17 protein-coding genes, 2 tRNA genes and 1 pseudogene are annotated in these 18953 nt (G+C 41.1%); 11 read left to right on the top strand and 9 right to left on the bottom strand.

Translation table 11 applies throughout. From position 1 onward, the window contains the following. Positions 1-5: 5 nt before the first annotated feature. The 3 genes from E2I05_RS11885 to E2I05_RS11895 form a co-directional block, all read right to left on the bottom strand. Positions 6-3494, bottom strand: a complete 3489-nt coding sequence (locus tag E2I05_RS11885; RefSeq protein WP_133309656.1) for a pentatricopeptide repeat-containing protein — start codon at positions 3492-3494, stop codon at positions 6-8. Positions 3495-3738: 244 nt separating this feature from the next. Beyond that, entirely contained in the window at positions 3739-4002 is a 264-nt protein-coding gene (locus tag E2I05_RS11890) for a hypothetical protein (protein WP_165905569.1), read from the bottom strand. Next, the gene (locus tag E2I05_RS11895; RefSeq protein WP_121854993.1) at positions 3989-4336 is read right to left on the bottom strand and encodes a hypothetical protein; all 348 of its coding nucleotides are present in this window, start codon (positions 4334-4336) and stop codon (positions 3989-3991) included. The genes E2I05_RS11890 and E2I05_RS11895 overlap by 14 nt, the downstream gene beginning before the upstream one ends. 418 nt (positions 4337-4754) lie before the next feature. Between E2I05_RS11895 and E2I05_RS11900 the strand changes: the two genes are divergently transcribed. The 4 genes and pseudogenes from E2I05_RS11900 to E2I05_RS11915 form a co-directional block, all read left to right on the top strand. Beyond that, positions 4755-4946 carry a hypothetical protein gene (locus E2I05_RS11900; protein ID WP_133372218.1) on the top strand — a complete coding sequence of 64 codons (192 nt, stop codon included), beginning with the start codon at positions 4755-4757 and terminating at the stop codon, positions 4944-4946. Between the two features lie 493 nt (positions 4947-5439). Next, positions 5440-6156, top strand: coding sequence for a reverse transcriptase domain-containing protein (locus E2I05_RS11905; RefSeq protein ID WP_207805329.1), 717 nt, complete (start codon positions 5440-5442; stop codon positions 6154-6156). 82 nt (positions 6157-6238) lie between these two features. Continuing rightward, a complete protein-coding gene (locus E2I05_RS22335) occupies positions 6239-6346 on the top strand; it encodes a group II intron maturase-specific domain-containing protein (RefSeq protein ID WP_207805330.1) in 108 nt (35 codons plus the stop codon). A gap of 491 nt (positions 6347-6837) precedes the next feature. Next, positions 6838-7035: pseudogene (locus tag E2I05_RS11915) on the top strand (transposase); the annotation flags it as partial. A gap of 95 nt (positions 7036-7130) precedes the next feature. Here the strand turns inward: E2I05_RS11915 and E2I05_RS11920 are convergent. The 5 genes from E2I05_RS11920 to E2I05_RS11940 all read right to left on the bottom strand — a co-directional run bounded on the left by E2I05_RS11920 (position 7131) and on the right by E2I05_RS11940 (position 9870). Continuing rightward, positions 7131-7529, bottom strand: coding sequence for a CBS domain-containing protein (locus E2I05_RS11920; RefSeq protein WP_121854996.1), 399 nt, complete (start codon positions 7527-7529; stop codon positions 7131-7133). Continuing rightward, entirely contained in the window at positions 7526-7879 is a 354-nt protein-coding gene (locus E2I05_RS11925) for a P-II family nitrogen regulator (RefSeq protein WP_121854997.1), read from the bottom strand. Before E2I05_RS11925 ends, E2I05_RS11920 begins: the two co-directional genes overlap by 4 nt. Continuing rightward, positions 7869-8657, bottom strand: a complete 789-nt coding sequence (locus tag E2I05_RS11930; protein ID WP_121854998.1) for a DUF1538 domain-containing protein — start codon at positions 8655-8657, stop codon at positions 7869-7871. The genes E2I05_RS11925 and E2I05_RS11930 overlap by 11 nt, the downstream gene beginning before the upstream one ends. Beyond that, positions 8654-9388 carry a DUF1538 domain-containing protein gene (locus E2I05_RS11935; protein ID WP_121854999.1) on the bottom strand — a complete coding sequence of 245 codons (735 nt, stop codon included), beginning with the start codon at positions 9386-9388 and terminating at the stop codon, positions 8654-8656. Before E2I05_RS11935 ends, E2I05_RS11930 begins: the two co-directional genes overlap by 4 nt. 405 nt (positions 9389-9793) lie before the next feature. Then, positions 9794-9870: transfer RNA gene (locus tag E2I05_RS11940), tRNA-Val, on the bottom strand. Positions 9871-10160: 290 nt separating this feature from the next. On the opposite strand from E2I05_RS11940, the gene E2I05_RS11945 reads away from it, so the two are divergent. The 5 genes from E2I05_RS11945 to E2I05_RS11965 all read left to right on the top strand — a co-directional run bounded on the left by E2I05_RS11945 (position 10161) and on the right by E2I05_RS11965 (position 14417). Next, the gene (locus tag E2I05_RS11945; RefSeq protein ID WP_121855000.1) at positions 10161-11516 is read left to right on the top strand and encodes an MATE family efflux transporter; all 1356 of its coding nucleotides are present in this window, start codon (positions 10161-10163) and stop codon (positions 11514-11516) included. 158 nt (positions 11517-11674) lie between these two features. Further along, positions 11675-11751, top strand: a tRNA-Val gene (locus E2I05_RS11950). A gap of 267 nt (positions 11752-12018) precedes the next feature. Beyond that, on the top strand, positions 12019-12390 hold the full coding sequence (locus tag E2I05_RS11955) for a hypothetical protein (protein WP_133309597.1): 372 nt from the start codon (positions 12019-12021) through the stop codon (positions 12388-12390). After that, entirely contained in the window at positions 12387-12719 is a 333-nt protein-coding gene (tnpB, locus tag E2I05_RS11960) for an IS66 family insertion sequence element accessory protein TnpB (RefSeq protein WP_133309503.1), read from the top strand. The genes E2I05_RS11955 and tnpB overlap by 4 nt, the downstream gene beginning before the upstream one ends. Positions 12720-12809: 90 nt before the next feature. After that, positions 12810-14417 (top strand): IS66 family transposase, encoded by a 1608-nt coding sequence (locus tag E2I05_RS11965; protein WP_133309659.1) that lies wholly within the window; start codon positions 12810-12812, stop codon positions 14415-14417. A gap of 59 nt (positions 14418-14476) precedes the next feature. Here the strand turns inward: E2I05_RS11965 and E2I05_RS11970 are convergent, their stop codons facing one another. Then, a complete protein-coding gene (locus E2I05_RS11970; protein ID WP_121854907.1) occupies positions 14477-14707 on the bottom strand; it encodes a hypothetical protein in 231 nt (76 codons plus the stop codon). 326 nt (positions 14708-15033) lie between these two features. On the opposite strand from E2I05_RS11970, the gene E2I05_RS11975 reads away from it, so the two are divergent. Further along, positions 15034-16941 carry a bifunctional 5-dehydro-2-deoxygluconokinase/5-dehydro-2-deoxyphosphogluconate aldolase gene (locus E2I05_RS11975; protein WP_121854908.1) on the top strand — a complete coding sequence of 636 codons (1908 nt, stop codon included), beginning with the start codon at positions 15034-15036 and terminating at the stop codon, positions 16939-16941. A gap of 114 nt (positions 16942-17055) precedes the next feature. After that, a complete protein-coding gene (gene iolD, locus E2I05_RS11980) occupies positions 17056-18909 on the top strand; it encodes a 3D-(3,5/4)-trihydroxycyclohexane-1,2-dione acylhydrolase (decyclizing) (protein ID WP_121854909.1) in 1854 nt (617 codons plus the stop codon). The last annotated feature ends 44 nt before the right edge of the window (positions 18910-18953 follow it).

Raw genomic sequence — 18953 nt, forward strand, 5'->3', positions numbered from 1 at the left:
TCAAGTTAATGGGTAGACTCGCTCAATACTATCATTCCTGAGTTGAATTTATCCTCGATAAACTCAAGTCCAAATTCATTTTTGAGAAAACTTATCATTCCATTTTTTAACGTATTATTGCCATGGTACCCAGTTATGATCGATGTGATGTTGAGTTCATTGTTTTGTTTGTGGTAACAAAATAATAGTCTTGCGAAAGCTAATGGAACACCTCGAATATGTGTACCATCGCCTGAATCTCCTTCGAAGATTTTATCCATATGCAAATCGAGACAATGATTCATTAAGCCAACATTTTTTTTATATATTCCTTCTGTTATCCCTTTATCAATCATGCTTGCGAAATTATCTTTTTCAAGTGGCGCAAATTGAGCATGTATTTGTGAAAAAGTACTCATGTTACATTTGTTCATTATTTTTTCTAAACACCATATTCCAGTGTCAAATTCCTTAGCCTTAATACATACTTTAATAAAGGCATTGTAAATGGCAACATTAGGTTTGATACCCCATTGCTGCATTAAGCTGGCTGAAACTGTATCGCCATCGCCCAACACCAATAATTTGGCTTCGGCATAACGCCCCGTTTCAGCGCAGGCCGTCAGCAAATTCAGGCAGATGATTGAATCTGCCTTTAGTGGTAGATGGGGTGCCATCACGGGCTTGTCACCACACACCAGTTGCCAAGCACTATCAAATTGGCCTGTTTTAGCGCATACCGTGATAAAGGTGCTGTAAACGGCAACATTAGGCTTGATGTTCCACTGCTGCATTAAGCTGGCTGTAGCTGTATTGCCCAACACCAATGATTTGGCTTCTGCATAACGCCCCGCTTCAGCGCAGGCCGTCAGCAAATTCGTGCAGGTGATTGAATCTGCCTTTAGTGGTAAATGAGGTGCCATCACGGGCTTATCACCACACACCAGTCGCCAAGCACTATCAAACTGGCCAGTTTTAGCGCATACCGTGATAAAGGCGCTGTAAATGGCAACATTAGGCTTGATGTCCCATTGCTGCATTAAGCTGGCTGTATCGCCGTCGCCCAACACCAATGATTTGGCTTCTACATAACGCCCCGCTTCAGCACCGGCCGTCAGCAAATTCGTGCAGGTGATTTGATTGGCTTTTAATGGCAAATGAGGTGCCATCACGGGCTTATCACCACACACCAGTTGCCAAGCACTATCAAACTGGCCAGTTTGAGCGCATACCGTGATAAAAGCATTGTAAATGGCAACGTTAGGCTTGATGCCCCATTGTTGCATTAAGCTGGCTGTATCGCCATTACCCAACACCAGTGATTTGGCTTCTACATAACGCCCCGCTTCAGCGCAGGCCGTCAGCAAGTTTAGGCAGGTGATTGAATCTGCTTTTAGTGGTAAATGAGGTGCCATCACGGGCTTATCACCACACACCAGTTGCCAAGCACTATCAAAGTGGCCCGTTTTAGCGCATACCGTGATAAAGGCGCTGTAAATGGTAACATTAGGCTTGATGCCCCATTGTTGCATTAAGCTGGCTGTAGCTGTATCGCCCAACACTAATGATTTGGCTTCTGCATAACGCCCCGCTTCAGCGCAGGCCGTCAGTAAATTTATGCAGGTGATTTGACAGGCCTTTAATGACAAATTAGGTGCCATCACGGGCTTGTCACCACACACCAGTCGCCAAGCTCTATCAAAGTGGCCCGTTTTAGCGCATACCGTGATAAAGGCACTGTAAACGGCAACATTAGGCTTGATGTCCCATTGTTGCATTAAGCTGGCTGTATCTCCATCACCCAACACCAATGATTTAGCTTCTACATAACGCCCCGCTTCAGCGCAGGCCGTCAGCAAATTTAGGCAGGTGATTGAATCTGCCTTTAGTGGTAAATGAGGTGCCATCACGGGCTTATCACCACACACCAGTTGCCAAGCACTATCAAATTGACCTGTTTTAGCACATACAGTGATAAAGTTGCTGTAAACGGCAACATCAGGCTTGATGTCCCACTGCTGCATTAAACTGGCTGTAGCTGCGTCGCCCAACACCAATGATTTAGCTTCTGCATAACGCTCCATTTCAGCGCAGGCCGTCAGCAAATTCAGGCAGGTGATTTTATTGGCCTTTAATGGCCAATGAGGTGCCATCACCGACTTATCACCACACACCAGTTGCCAAGCACTATCAATTTGGCCCGTTTTAGCGCATACCGTGATAAAGGCATTGTAAATGGCAACATCAGGCTTGATACCCCATTGTTGCATTAAACTGTTTGTAGCTGTATCGCCCAACACCAATGATTTAGCTTCTATAAAACGCTCCACTTCAGCGCAAGTGCTCAGCAGATTCATGCAGGTGATTTGATTAGCTTTTAATGGTAAATGAGGTGCCATCACGGGATTATCACCACACACCAATCGCCAAGCACTATCAAACTGCCCTGTTTTAGCGCATACCGTGATAAAGGCGCTGTAAACGGCAACATTAGGCATGATGCCCCATTGTTGCATTAAGCTCGTAGTAGCTGTATCGCTATCGCCCAACACCAATGATTTAGCTTCTGCATAACGCCCCGCTTCAGCGCAAGCCGTCAGCAAATTCAGGCAGGTGATTGAATCTGCCTTAAGCGATAGATGAGATGCCATCACGGGCTTATCACCACACACCAGTTGCCAAGCACTATCAAACTGGTCAGTTTTAGCGCATACCGTGATAAAAGCATTGTAGATGGCAACATCAGGCTTGATGCACCACTGATGCATTAAGCTGGCTACTGCTGCATTGCCTAGTACCAATCTTTTGGCATCTGAAAAATTTAAATTTAACTTAATTAGTTTCAGTAATAGAGTGCATGTTTTCGATTCATAGGACGATTTAAATCGTGTTATGTCACTAAAAACACCGTCGAAATCAGATGAGTGGCTGTTAGGAAAATCGGCGGCTTTGTGTAACAGTTTATGGATTAATCTTATATCCCATGATGTTTCCATGACCCGTTTGTCGTTTTTTAGGGTGTGAATGATTTCAATAAGCTGCGAAAGTTTAGTGCAACCACCAATTAATGCATTTAACTCAATACCCAGTTGATTTTTGGTTTTCTGTTTAAGTTTCCAAGAGTGAATAAGCTCACTGGTCTGAGTAAAAAAGGAGTCAGGAGAGGAAGGTGGTTGCTGTATTTGCCTGGTATATCGAGTGCTCGATTTGGAAGTAATAGAATCGAGCTCAGTTACAAAACGTTGGCGAACATTACTTGGCTTCTTACAATAATGAGTCTCTCGTGTGCGAGAGTTAGAGCGAGTCGCCGATGATTTTTTGTTGAAAAAATCATACAGATTTTGTCTATCGATTTTGCTTAATCTTTGATAACCCTGTTGTAAGTTTTCATCACCATCAAACCTTGAAACCTCAAAGTTAAGATAGGATAGAGCTTCGCTAGGGTATTCTTGGAGGCTTTTGAGCATGAATCTATATATTGATCCATGCTCAGCAGAAGTGCGCACTGTCGCCATCACATTACTCAATAAGTGAGTGAATTAACAAGCTAAGAAATAACGCACTGAAATGATAAATACAAAAATATTCAGCTTTAAGGCATTCTATAAATGTATAACAGAAAATTATCCACCGCACAGGGAAGCCGCTTGGTAGCATATAGTTGTACATCAGACTCAAACAAAAAATAATGAAATTGAGCGTAAATTGGTTTTGTCTCTCCCTTGCCAACTTGGTCGGTTGGCGCATTTTTGTCCAAACTTATGCCAACGACTCTGCTGGCAAATGTTGAGAAATCTCCTGGACGTGGGTTTCAGGGCAATCAATAGGCATTTCAAATACTCGAGATGATCTTCCTGGTGGCTGGATGATATTGAGTTGCCAGTTAATGGGTAACAGTTCATGCCATTTCAAATAAGTGGACGCATTGCCACCGGCATAGAGAAAGCAAAATAATCTAACATCCGGCGAACGGGTATTGCCAGAGGAAATTAGCCATTTTTCCTGTGAGCTAGGATTCATCATCTTCTCTTTTCCGTTCCAGTTCATTTGCGGTTTCTAACAAAGAACCTTTGCAGGCGCTTTTATAGCCTTGCAGACTTTCACCAGAGAGTTGTTGACTGTCATCATCGTTCACAAGACTCAATAGATACCGCTGGCAATTTTCATATTGTTCATGATTAGCCAGATAGGTTTCATCTTTAAGAAACTGCTTGTACCCGGTCATTCCCTGATAGAGATTTCTGTTTTCCGGCGCTTTATTCTGTTCGTAAGCCTGATGTGGTGCCAGGCTCGAGCATCCTGAGATGGCAGTATACAAAGCAGATACCACCAACAGGCGATTTCTTAACTGATTCATAAGTTCACTTCCTTACAGTCAGACTCGCTCCCTCGCAGATAGCAAATCTCTTTGACTGTAGTCAACGTTGCCAGTTTCTCGCTTATCACATCAAAGTTCTTGTGCGTGATATTTTCACCGTTGACTTGAGTGATAACATACGATTCTTTTAGACCATTGTTTTGTGCGGGGCTCACGGTCCTAACCTTCTCGATAAAGACTCCATTTGTATGGGGAAGCAATGTCAGACCGAAGGTATTTGCGTAATTAGGCTTTTAAAAGTTTGCATTGGGTGTCAGGTGCAGCTTTTGCGCTGGATAGTCCACAATAAGGCAGGGCGGGATCGTGCTTTAGGTCTTGAAAATAATTAAATCAATTTTGAACTTTCCTGAGTAACGATGATCAGATCGACAAATGAATACTGAATTTGAGTCTGATTATGGACGTAATGAATAAATCAAGCCATGAAACGTCTTATTACATAACCTCGTTAGCCAGTGACGTGGAAGGAATCGCTAGATATATACGGAAGCACTGGGCAATAGAGAATAGTCAGTATTGGGTTCTTGATGGTGTGTGCCACAGGCACATAGAATTGCTGCGTAAGAATATGCTCGAAGCTTATGGCTAAGCTTAAGAATAGATGGTGGTTTGACCCACCGGAGTCTGCTGTCGGAAGCTAGCTCCAAACCGCTTCAAGCTGCGAATATTAAGAGTATTCGTGGTGAGCGTTGAAGAAACGGGCATATTTATGTGCTCAGGTGTGAAATGAGAAGACGAGCTATCGAACCCATGATGACGCATCGTAAGCCAATGAATCGACATCAAAAGCCAATAGCATCTAAGGTTGGTGATAAATTTACAGGTTGCTCCGAAGGCTGTGTAAGTGGTGCCCGGTGTAAAGTGGGCGTGAGCTCATTTCAGGCTCTTTTTAGGAATTGTGGGAACCAGTCGTCAGAATGTTAAGGGAGAAATACAAATCATTAAACTGGTAAGTATGAGAGTACCAAAGTCTGGCACTGGGACGGAACGATCCGTAGTAGTGATGAAGCATTTGTAATGAATGTGGAGCGAAGGGGTCGTGTTAAACAGTATTCATCTACTTCCCACCTGCAGTTAAAGCTGTGGCGATACCAAAGAAATCAGGAGGAGAGAGGATACTAGGTATCCCTACGATCCAAGATCGTATCGCTCAAATGATAGCAAGGCTTTCATTTGAACCCTTGGTTGAGCCTGCGTTTCTAAAAGATTCCTATGGTTATTGTCCAAGGAAGTCAGCAATAGATGCTCTGCGAGTGACAAGAAAGCGCTGTTGGTATCAAGATTGGGTTCTGGAATTTGATATAAAAGGATTGTTTGACAACATTTCACATGAATTGCTAATTAAAGCAGTACGCAAACATACAGATTGTAAATGGTTGCTGCTGTATATTGAGCGTTGGTTAAAAGCACCGATGATAAAAGCGGACGGTGAAATAATAGAGCGCACACAAGGGGCACCGCAAGGTGGTGTCGTGAGTCCTGTGTTAGCCAACTTATTTCTTCATTATGTTTTTGACAAATGGATGCAAAAAAATCATTCGAATGTGAAATGGTGTCGTTATGCCGATGATGGGCTTGTTCACTGTGATAGTGAAAAGCAAGCTCAGCAATTGTTAATCGAGCTTAAAGAAAGATTTGAAGCCTGTGGACTCGAACTTCACCCAACGAAAACCAAAATTGCATATTGCATATTGCATATTGCATATTGCATATTTCAAAGATGGCACTCGAAAAGGCAAGTACGAGAATATAAGTTTCGACTTTTTAGGATATACCTTCAGACCACGGCTTTGTCGTAATAGGCAAACACAGGGTATATTTGTCAGCTTTACGCTCGCAGCGAGCAGAGTTGCTCAAAAGGGGATGATAAAGAGGATCAGAATGTTAGGTATCCGAAAGCGAACCGATTTAAGTCTTGAGCAAATAGCCAAATGGATAAATCCGATCATTAATGGTTGGATTAATTATTATCCTAAAATCATCAGTTGAACGCTGAGTATATGAGTAACTGTTTGAGCAATATGATGATTTTATCATCATGGCTTTCACCCAATGAGTGAAGTGCTCTACGCTCACAAGCTTGCTAAAATGACTGCTATCTGCGTTGTAACTTTTGCTAGTAGAATAACTACTTGCTGCAAGCTACGCCTTACTATCAGCCATTTTTTCTACGCTTGAGAACGCAGTCAACTGATGTTTCTAGGATTATGGTAACTTCTGTCATTCAGAGCTGTATAGGGTTTTCCGCGAGGTAAATAAAGCATTAATCTGGTGGGCTAGGCACAAATACAAGAAACTCCAGCGACGTAAAACGAGAGCGGGTAAGTTTATGGAAAATATTGCAAACTCTCATCGCTACTTGTTTGCCCATTGGCGAGCAGGAATGAAAGGATCGATGGTTTAATGGGAGCGGTATGAGTCGAGAGGCTCACGTACCGTTCTACGAGGGGCTGCTGGGGAGGTTCCAGCGGTCTACTCTACTAAGCTTTGATGAAGATTCATGTCGGTTAAGAAGTGGAAACGCAGCAGAGAACATGGCTATCATGAATAAAACAGCACTCAACATGCTGAAAAATGAGAAAACAGCAAAAGTAGGAATAAAAAGCAAACGTTTAAAAGCGGGCTGGGATGAAGAATATTTGATGAAGGTATTAACTGTGGGCAAACTGGCTGTTTAATTTAGACCCGTTTGCCCTAAATATTCCCCTTGTGTTGTGGTTACTAAAGGGTAGTTGAGTTACTGTCCTTCATAGTTTCTAGTATCCTTAATCACTTATTTTTCTAACATACGCTTTAAAACTATTTCGTTGTAACTCACAACGCCAAGAATTTCTGCTCCCTCTATAACAGGAGCACGGCTAATGCCAAAGTTTTCAAATAATCGAGCGGTATAACGAATATCCATGTACCCATGAACTGAAACTACAGGCTTTGTCATTATTTCGTACACATTTACTCTTTCTGGTGATCGATCTTTTGCAATGACTTTTTTGGCTATATCACTCATCGAAACCATTCCATATTCATCGTGCTCATTACGTTTCTTTACGAAAAGGATTTCAACACCATTTTCAAGTGCAATTTTTATCGCTTCTGCGATAGTAACAAGACCATCAACCATTGCATAAGATTGAGTCATAACATCTGAGTTTTTGATTATTGTTGAATTCATACCAGTTGATCTCCTAGCTCTTTTGTTAACGCTTCAACCTGATGTGCAACACCAACCGCATCTTCAACATCAATCTGAATAGCTATACCCTGCCCTGGATTACTATCAAACTGCCCTGTTTCGTTTATAGTTTCTAGTATGTTACGGCTTAAATGTTCTTCTACTAACAATAAAATCACATCCCTTTGGACATTTAGAGTTAATCCCATAAATGTTTGCTTTTTGTTAACCCCTTCACCTCGAGCATGATTAATCACGGTGGCTCCAGTTGCACCTGCTTCTCGCGTGGCGTCTAATATCTTATCGGTGCAAGCATCATCTACGAACGCTACAATGAGTTTAAATCGCATCAGCTGATTCCTTTTTAATTTTTTTTGAACTTAACATTTCAACAAGTTGCGCATATGCCATAACAGTAATTATTGGAAATAAACTGGCAAACGCAATTAAACCAAAACCATCTATCAGAGGATTTCTTCCTTCCACATTTGTGGCCAAGCCTAAACCTAAGGCGGCAACAAGTGGAACAGTGACCGTTGAAGTCGTCACACCTCCAGAGTCATAAGCAAGAGGAATAATCATTTTAGGGGCAATAAATGTTTGTATGACAACAATGACGTAACCTCCAAGAATGTAATAATGAATAGGATCTCCAACCACTATTCGATAACAACCTAAACTGATCCCAATCGCTACGCCCAAAGCCACTGAGAGTCGTAAACCTTGAACACCAATAGTGCCACCAGAAACCTCATTAGCTTTAATTGCTACAGCGATGAGGGAAGGTTCAGCAATCGTTGTACTTAAACCAATAGCAAAAGCGAATACATATACCCACATGTAATCTGACCATATTGGTGTTTCAGGATTACTTGCATTAATAAACTCAGGAGAAGTGAGTTGCTCAGCCATTGTACTCCCAAGCGGGAACAAGGCTAAATCAAGCCCAACTAGAAATAAACTTAACCCAATAATTACATAAGCAAATCCTAGAATAACTTTAATAGGGTTTGATATTGATCTTTTTAAAACGGCTAACTGAAACCCAAAAAGAATAGCTGCAATAGGTATCACATCGCGAGCTGTAGATAAAAAGGTATTAAGCAGCGAGTTAAATACTTCATTCATAGCACGATCATTCCATAACAAAGCACAAAAATCATAGGAGAAAGGCTTGCAAACGCGATTAGTCCGAAACCGTCTAACATCGGGTTCCTGCCTTTGATGACACTAGCTAACCCAACACCAAGTGCAGTTACAAGAGGAACTGTAATAGTAGAAGTTGTCACACCACCACTATCGTAAGCAATACCAATGATACTTTCTGGCGCAACACTCGTTAGAAGCATTACCAAAATATATCCACCAATTATTAAATAATGAATTGGCCACCCTTTTAATATTCTGATGACACCAAGAAGTATTGCTAAACCAACAGACACCGCGACTGTAATTCGCAGTCCCATGGCATAACTTTCCTTTGCAGTTTCAGACGCACCTATTGCTCCAGCATTAGCAGCAACCTGAGCAGCTTCTCCCGCTACAGCCGTTAAAGCCGGCTCAGCAATTGTCGTTCCAAACCCTAATGCAAATGAGAATATGGAAAGCCAAAAAACGCTTCCTTTCTTTGCTAGTGCATGAGCGAGTGACTCACCGATCGGAAATAGCCCTAACTCAAGGCCCACAATAAAAAACGTCAATCCAAAAACGATAAAAACAAGTCCTATGCTGATTCCCATTAAATCTTCAGGAGTTTGTTTCAAGACAAAAACTTCAAAAAACACAACAACTAAGATGATAGGCACAAGATCGCGTAGACTGCTAAATAAGGATTTTGACAGTAACACCAATGATTCCACACCGACTCCTTCAATCCAAACTTAAGAATAATCATTGACGCATTGTGTAAAACACACAGCAAGATAGTCAATAAAATAATGATATCAACTTTAGTTTGTCGTACTGTTTAATCTAGATCAAAAAAGCAGTGAATAAGCAAAATGAAATTACCGATTGTGAAAACTGACATTGCGTACACGGAATAGTTATGTGATTAAGGTTGAATAAGAAATCACTTTTTATCTGTATTTTACTTAAAATTAACCAATGTGAACATTTTTACAACACGAAAGTTAGTAACCATTCATTAATTTTGGGTTTTTAATAGATGTGCTCAATGTCAGGTGAAATCACAATTAGGAATTTGAAACTGAGTAAAGAAAGAAAATAATTTAAGAAGTAAATTTGATATAACTTAGAGAGATTGGTACAACCGAGTGGATTCGAACCACCGACCCCTACCATGTCAAGGTAGTGCTCTAGCCAACTGAGCTACGGTTGTATTGTGAAAACGTCGCTAAAGAACGAGGCGCATATTAAGAGCAATGAAGGTAATAGGCAAGTAATATTTTATTTTAAATGTTTGTTTGATTAATTGTTGCCCGTTATGGAAATAGCTTATTTTCTAATAAATTAAATGAAAGCATTAGAACTTCCATTTATAAACTTAAAAATTTATTATTTGCGTAATGATTTACGTAGTTTTAAGTAGCTCCAAATTTTAATGGCACTTCATGCACCTATTGAACAATATCATTAAGCTGCATTGATACTTTTGTAATTGAGAAAATAATGAACCATTCTGGTTATCAAGCTAAGAGATTAATTCAACTAGCTTTTCCTGTTCTAGTGGCCCAAGTTACTCAGACAATGATGGGTTTTATTGATACTGTCATGGCGGGAAGAGTAAGTGCAACTGACATGGCGGCCGTTGCTGTTGGCACAAGTCTTTGGATGCCTGCAATTTTATTTGTTCAGGGATTGATATTGGCATTTACACCTCTAATTGCTCATCATCATGGTGCTAATAACACAAAAACAATTCGTCCTCTTCTTTATCAAGCATCCTATATAGCACTTTTAGGTGCGAGCATCGTCATGATTGCACTTAATTACTCTTCTTGGGTATTTGAAAGAATGGAAATTGAAGCAGAGCTACAGAGGCTATCAACTGGTTACATACAAGGTGTTATGTGGGGAGCTCCTGCATTAGTTTTATATCAAGTATTGCGAAGTTGTAGTGAGGGAATTTCTTATACTTTCCCAACAATGTTAATTGGTTTCGTTGGGTTGGCAATAAACATTCCTGCAAATTATATATTCATTAATGGTTACCTTGGGATGCCCGAACTTGGTGGTGCCGGCTGCGGTGTAGCTACTGGAATAGTCAGCTGGGGCATGTTTATAGCAATGCTTTTTTATGTCCGCTTTCATTCCCGATTAAAACCTATAGAGCTATTTGAAAAAGTTCATTTACCAGATATAAAGACGATGTGGAGCATGACTAAATTAGGAATGCCTATAGCAATGGCTTTACTATTTGAAGTGAGTTTGTTTGCTGTAATTGCATTGCTATTAGCGCCTTTAGGTTCCACAGTTGTTGCAAGTCATCAAATTGCTTTAAATTTCTCTTCCATTGTATTTATGCTCCCTCTCTCAATAGGTATGGCAGTATCAATTCGAGTAGGTTATTACTTAGGTCGTGAACAGCCAGATGTTTCCAAGACTGTGACAAAAGTAGGTTTGATATTGGCTTTTGTGCTAGCAGCAATAACGGCAACAATTACTATTTTACTTAGAGGGCCTATTGCTGAGCTATATAATGATAATTTAGAAGTAATTGCTCTTGCTGGTAGCTTAATGTTCTTAGCGGCTTTGTATCAACTGTCAGATTCAATACAAGTTGTAGCTGCTGGTGCATTGAGAGGATATAAAGATACTAAAAGTGCCTTTTATATTACACTGTTTTCATACTGGGTAATTGGAATGACTTTAGGTTACATTTTGGCAAGAACTGATTATATTTTTCCTGCAATGGGAGCTTATGGTTTTTGGATAGGTCTCATAGCTGGCTTGTCTTCTGCTGCTGTATTATTTGCTATTAGATTGGTAGTTATTCAAAAGCGAGTAGCTAAAGAAGTAAATTAGTTTATCGCTGACTTATTTAGATTTGTCGAGATAGATTAATTGAAGTGTTTTATATTACAGGCGACAAAAACAGCACTTGAAATGAGATTCTTGATTTTTACTTGCATACTAAATTGAGAATCTCTATTATTTAGCTCGTTCAAATACATCTTCACAATACAACCGTAGCTCAGTTGGTTAGAGCACTACCTTGACATGGTAGGGGTCGGTGGTTCGAATCCACTCGGTTGTACCAAGTTCTCTTATCAATAGATTTCATTCATTTTCAATTTCATTACAGTCTAGTCTCAAGAATTCAAGCTAACACACTGTAAAATATTGCATTTTATTAAAAACCACTTGTGAATTTAATTTATTTGAAAATGTTAAAAATAATAATAATTTTAAAAAATTACAACAATTTCACTACAATCACTGAATCCTTGTGAGTTTACGGCAGCATAGTGCAACTTTAACCCAATAATTTGATGTAATGATGGCAGATTAATTATCGGAGCCCATCATGCCAAATATAGAGCCATTAACTCGCGTCGCCACAGTCTTCGCCCATTGGCGCATAAATAAGCCGAGTCGCGGAACTAAAATACCAAACACTCTCCGCGAGCAAGCCATTTCATTGCTAGAGCATTACTCATCATCACAAATTTGCACCGCTTTACGTATCAGTGGCTCTCAATTTAAACAATGGTGCCAGGTATCAAACTCGGCAGAGTCCATTACAGACTTCATTGAATTACCCAACTTACCTGAGGTCATCAAGCCCAATTCCCCAGTAAAACTTGAGTTGAATCTATCTAATGGCGACAATATTCATATACAAGGTGTGGTGGATGTTCACTTTATTTGCGCCCTTATCGGGGCAATGAAATCATGATCTATTTAACTTCCAACAGTCGTATCTTCATTGCGACTCAGCCTGCTGATTTTCGCTGTGGTATCGATGGACTGGCGGCCGTGTGCCAACAGCGCTTGTCGAGTAATCCGCGTTCAGGCTCGATATTCGTCTTCATTAATCGCAACAAAACCATGATACGAGCCCTCACTTATGAGCATAATGGCTTTTGGCTGATGACCAAACGGTTATCAAAAGGAAAATTTCATGGATGGCCACGTCATCATGGCGTTATGCAACCGATGGCTGCGGCACAATTACGGCAATTACTGAGTGGTGAACCTTATTTATCTTCAAGTCGCTTGAAATAAATCGCACTTACCGGTTGATTATTTTATTTATCGGATCATACTGCCCGCCGAATTCATTTTTCCTATTCGCCTAAGCTGGACTGTCCTTTAATGAGTAAACCGTTTACTGATATCGACCACAACGCGCTGGAAGCACTGATAGTTCGTGTTACTGAAGCCAGAGAGCATGAGTTAGCACTGTCTCCAGAAGATTGTCAGTTGTTACTTGATGCCTTAGTGACGTTATCGACGATGCAGCAACGATTAACCAATCACGATGTCACCGTGCACAAATTGCGTAAGTTACTTGGCATTGAAAAGTCTTCAGAAGCCTTGTCTCGTGTCAGTAAAAGTAATAAAGGAAGCGGTAAACACACTGCGGGTAAAAATCGTAAACCCAAAGAGAGCGGTGAAGATTTCACTCCCGCTAAGCCAGTTGTGATAGTGCATCAGAGTACAGGTGTGAAAAAAGGTGATAACTGCCTAGAGTGCCACATGGGTAAAATGTACAAAACCGACCCAGGCAGTTTACTGCGTATCACAGGGCAAAGTCCGTTTAAGCCAGAGCAGCATGTCATGGAGCGCTTTCGCTGTAATGCTTGTGGCGCTTACGCTACCGCCGCTTTGCCAGTTGAAGTGTTAGCCGACGGGAGCGAGCAACAAAAATACGGCTACTCAGCTCGGTCATTAATGGCCATACACAAGTATTTTGCCGGGTTGCCGTTTTATCGCCAAGGGAGCATTCAAAAGCTGCTTGGTGTCAAAATCACTGCGTCTACTGTGTTTGACCAAGTTGAATATGTGGCCAATGATATTTACCCTGTTTATCAAATGTTGGTTAACCTCGCGGCCGATGCGAAGCATTATTATCTTGATGACACGACTCACCGAATTTTGGATGCTACGCCAATAGAAAAACCGGTGCGTAACAGTGACAAGACACAAATGCGCAGCGGCGTGTACACATCAGGTGTTATTGCGACCACTCAAGCCAATGATAGTATCGTGTTGTTTGAAACTAATATTGGTCATGCTGGCGAATTCATCGATAGCCTGTTGCACAAACGCGGTACTCATCAATCTAGGCCGATAATGATGAGTGACGCTCTGGTCAGTAATCGCCCTACGGTAAGAGAATGTCTGCTGTCATTGTGTAACAGTCATGCCAGACGACAATTTGTTGATGTCATTAACCATTTCCCCGATGAAGTCGAGCACGTACTGACACGTTATGGTGAAATTTGGGCTTACGAGCAGCACACTAAAGAGCAAAAGTTTACGGCAACAGAAAGGCTGAGTTACCATCAGCAACATTCGTTGCCTGTAATGAAAACCATCAAGCAGTGGTGTACAACACACCTTAACGATGAAACAGTTGAAGAGAATAGTGGTTTAGGTAAGGCGATGCGATATTTTGTCAAACACTATGTTGGCTTGAGCTATTTTTGCCACTACGAAGGTGTATACATCGATAATAACCGTATCGAAGCCATGTTAAAAATCATCGTTCGTGACCGAAAAAATGCGATGTTCCATAAGACGTTACTTGGCGCTACGATTGGTGATGTCATCACGTCAATGATTGCAACAGCAAGTGAAGCTGGCATCAATGTGTTTGAGTATTTCACATTTTTACAGAGAGAGAAGGATAAAGTGAAAACCAATCCTGAAGAATACCTACCGTGGAATTATCGAGAAACAGTCGGCACTGAAAAATAATATAGCTGTAAAAAATGGACTTGGGCTAATCGCCTAGGTCTAGCTGTACCTGAAATAATTTAGTTTTGCACGCTATGCTGCCGTAAGCTCACGTTTTCAACGCAGAATAGCTTTTCTTTTGCTAAGGCTATTTCATGATGTAGGGCTTTCCAGTCTCGAGAATCAATCGTTTTGACTCTCTTTTTTTCACCATTTGAAAAGCCAAGCTTCCAAGTTTTACTGCTAAGTTCAAAAGCAATGTACAAATTAACAAATTTTGCGTTATCTTTTACTTGAAGGATGGTGCTCATAATATTCCCCTTGTGTTGTGGTAACTAAAGGGTAGTTGAGTTACTGTCCTTCATAGTTTCTAGTGCCTTTGCTTTTTTTCTACAAAAGTCACTGGATACCAGTCTTCGCTGGTATGACAAAGATTTGTACTTTCTAAATCGCTAGATCCTTTAGGTGAGCTATTTTTGGATAAGAATTTACCCGTTAAATTTAACGAATATTAATTCCAATAAAGTTTAGTTTGAAATATAAATTCCATCGTGATATTTTTATTTCATGTATTGCATAATGAGCATCTAAAAGAACTCATTACAAAAATAATAATAGAGTTAGGAAAGATTTAGATATGAAGCAACAAAAGTCACTTGACGTTATTTGTCTTGGTCGTGCTGCTGTTGACCTTTATGGACAACAAATCGGTAGTAGACTTGAAGATATGAGTAGTTTCGCCAAATACTTAGGCGGCTCTTCAGGAAACATTGCAGCCGGAACTGGTCGGTTAGGTTTAAAATCAGCAATGCTGACTCGTGTTGGCGATGAACATATGGGGCGCTTTGTTCGTGAAGAACTTGCCAACAACAGTGTTGACGTGAGTCATGTCGTTACTGATAAAGAGCGTCTTACTGGCTTAGTTATTCTTGGTGTAAAAGATCAAGACACCTTCCCACTCATCTTTTATCGTAAAGATTGTGCTGATATGGCAATCAGCTGTGATGATTTTGATTATGATTACATTGCTCAATCTCAATCATTGCTCATTACTGGTACTCACCTTTCACAACCACAGAGTTATGAAGCATGCCAACAAGCCATCAAATATATTAAACGCAGTGGCGGTAAATTTGTTTTAGATATTGATTACCGCCCTGTACTGTGGGGGCTATCAAGCCTTGGGGACGGAGAAACTCGCTTTGTTTCCGATGAAAATGTTTCAAAGCACTTGCAAACAGTATTACCTGATTGCGATCTAATCGTCGGTACTGAAGAAGAAATTCATATTGCAGGAGGCAGCGAAAATACCATTACTGCACTTAATAATATTCGCAAATTATCTGATGCTACCATCTTGTTAAAACTTGGAGTTGAAGGCTGTACTGTATTAGATGCTGATATTCCAGCATCTGAATCAGGCTTTGAAGTTTTTGGCGGTTTTAAAGTTGAAGTACTCAATGTATTAGGTGCTGGTGATGCATTTCTAAGTGGCTTTTTACGTGGTTGGCTACGTAATGAATCACACAAAACATCTTGTGCTTATGCTAATGCTTGTGGTGCTTTAGTTGTATCACGCCACGGCTGTACACCTGCATCACCTTCTGAGGAGGAGTTATTCCACTTCATTAGCGAATACACCAACATCAATGATGTTGCCAATGATCCTACTTTGAATTACTTACACCGAGTAACCACTCGTACACCTAAAAATTCAGAAGATTTATGTATTCTGGCTTTCGATCATCGTAAACAGTTCTACGATATGGCGATTGAAGTTGGTGCCGATCCAAAGCGCATAAACAAAATGAAGTCACTGTTGACACAAGCAGTTGAAAAAGTTCAGCGTGAGCAAAACCTTGCAAACAAAGTGGGTGTCTTAATTGATGACACCTATGGTCAAGATGCACTTAACCAAGCAACAGGCCAAGGCTGGTGGATTGGTCGTCCTGTTGAATTACCTTCATCTCGTCCAATAGAACTTGAAGGTGGCAGAGACATCAGTGCTCGCCTACAAACTTGGCCTATCGAGCATATCGTTAAATGTTTAGTTTTCTACCATCCTGATGACAGCACAGAACTACAAGTAGCGCAAGAACGTCAAATTACTGAGCTTTATCAGGCTTGTTGTAATTCTGGTCATGAACTCCTGTTAGAAATCATCCCTCCACATGATATGGATAAAGACGATTCTACTGTGGTAACGGTTATGGAGCGTTTCTATAATTTAGGTGTATATCCTGATTGGTGGAAATTACCTAGCCCAACGGATACAGCATGGAAATCAATTGATGATTTAATTAAATCTCGTGCGCCGCATTGTAAAGGTGTGCTGCTTCTTGGCTTAGACGCACCACTTGAAGTGTTGCAACAAACATTTGCAGCGAGTGCGAAGTTCGATATCTGCAAAGGGTTTGCTGTTGGTCGTACGATCACCTCTCAACCATGCAAACAATGGCTTGCAAATGAAATCAATGATGAGCAGATGGTTGAACAAGTCAGTCAAAACTACATCAGCTTAATCGAAATTTGGCAAAGTCGATAACACTATTATCTGTCACTCCAGCCAAGGCTGGAGTCTAGCGTTTTTATAAGACACTGGATACCAGCCTCCGCTGGTATGACAAACCTAAAATACTTTAGAAAGTTAGGTAGATTTATGGAAACCCTACGTCTTACTACCGCACAGGCGATTGTTAAATATTTAGCTGCGCAAAAAGTTGAGATTAACGGCAAGCTTGAATCGATGTTTGCCGGTTGTTTCGCTATTTTTGGTCACGGTAATGTTGCAGGTCTTGGTGAAGCTTTGTATCACGCTCAAGATGTATTACCTACATACCGAGGTCACAATGAACAAGGCATGGCTCATGCGGCTATCGCATTTGCCAAGCAACATAACCGCCGTAGAATGATGGCTTGCACATCCTCTATCGGCCCAGGTGCAGCAAACATGGTTACTGCTGCGGCATTAGCTCATGTAAACCGTCTACCTGTGCTATTTATGCCGGGTGATACGTTTGCAAATCGCACGCCTGATCCAGTTTTACAACAAGTTGAGGCGTTCCACGACCCAAGTATCAGCACCAATGATTGCTTTAAACCTGTTAGTCGTTATTTCGACAGGATCAGCCGTCCTGAACAAATTATCACTAGCTTGCCAATGGCAATGCATTTCTTAACTGATGCAGCTGATTGTGGCCCAGTGACGCTATCATTGTGTCAAGACGTTCAAGCTGAAGCTTATGATTTCCCAGCAAGCATGTTTGAACAGCGTGTTCATCAGCCTCGTCGCCAAATGCCTGATTCTTTAGAGTTAGCTTCAGCGGCACAAGCGCTTTTAGCTTCCTCAAAACCAATGATAATTGTGGGTGGTGGCGTTCATTATTCAAATGCGACTGCTGAGTTAAAAGCTTTTGCTGAAAAGCACAATATTCCTGTTGCGGAAACTCAGGCAGGTAAAAGCGCACTAAATTGGGAACATCCAAATTATGTAGGCGCTATTGGTGTTACAGGCAGTCAAATTGCTAATGAAATAGCAGAGCAAGCAGATGTGATCTTTGCCGTTGGTACTCGTTTGCAAGACTTTACAACGGCCTCGCGTACCCTTTTTAAAGATAAAACCTTTATTCAACTCAATGCTTCTAAGCCTGATGCCATTAAACATAACGCTTTACCATTAGTTGCCGATGCGAAAGCCACACTGCCGATACTCGATATAGTTTTAAAAGATTGGAAAGCTGATACTACTTGGTTAGCCAAAGCGCAAGATGGTATCGCCTCTTGGAACAAGCATTATGATGAAATGACTTCAATTGCTAATGCTCCTGCAACAGAAACGGGTTTACCAAGTGATGCTCAAGTTTTAGGTGCGGTTAAACGTACTGGCGATGCTTTAGATGTTGTTATTTGTGCTGCGGGTGGACTGCCGGGCGAACTTCATAAACTTTGGCGCTGTGATTCTGAAAAGAGTTATCACGTTGAGTACGGTTACTCATGCATGGGTTATGAAATCGCTGCGGGTTTGGGCGTCAAAATGGCACAACCTGAGCGTGAAGCTATTGTCGTCGTTGGTGATGGCTCATACATGATGATGAACTCAGAACTTGCGACATCAGTAATGATGGGGCAAAAAATCATTGTCGTTGTACTCGATAATCGCGGCTTTGGTTGCATCAATCGCCTACAAAAAGCAACTGGTGGTGCACCGTTTAATAATCTACTGGAAGATTGTCAAACAGTTGATTCTGGCGCACCTAAACTGGATTTTGCTGCACACGCGAAAGCCATGGGCGCAGAGTCTGAGCAAGTGTCTAATTTAAACGAATTAGAATCAGCATTAAAGCGTGCCCGTAAGTCAGAAAGATCTTATGTGGTTGCCATTGATACCGATCCTTACCAAACCTCAGCTGGCGGTTATTGGTGGGACGTCGCTGTACCTCAAGTTTCACAGCGCAAGGAAGTTAATGCGTCACATGAAGCTTATATTCAAGGCAAACAGAACCAACCTTATTAACTTTTAAAGTCACTGAATGTCTGCCTTCGCAGGCATGACAAAAA

This window comes from Parashewanella spongiae, from assembly GCF_004358345.1.
In the GTDB taxonomy this organism is placed as follows: domain Bacteria; phylum Pseudomonadota; class Gammaproteobacteria; order Enterobacterales; family Shewanellaceae; genus Parashewanella; species Parashewanella spongiae.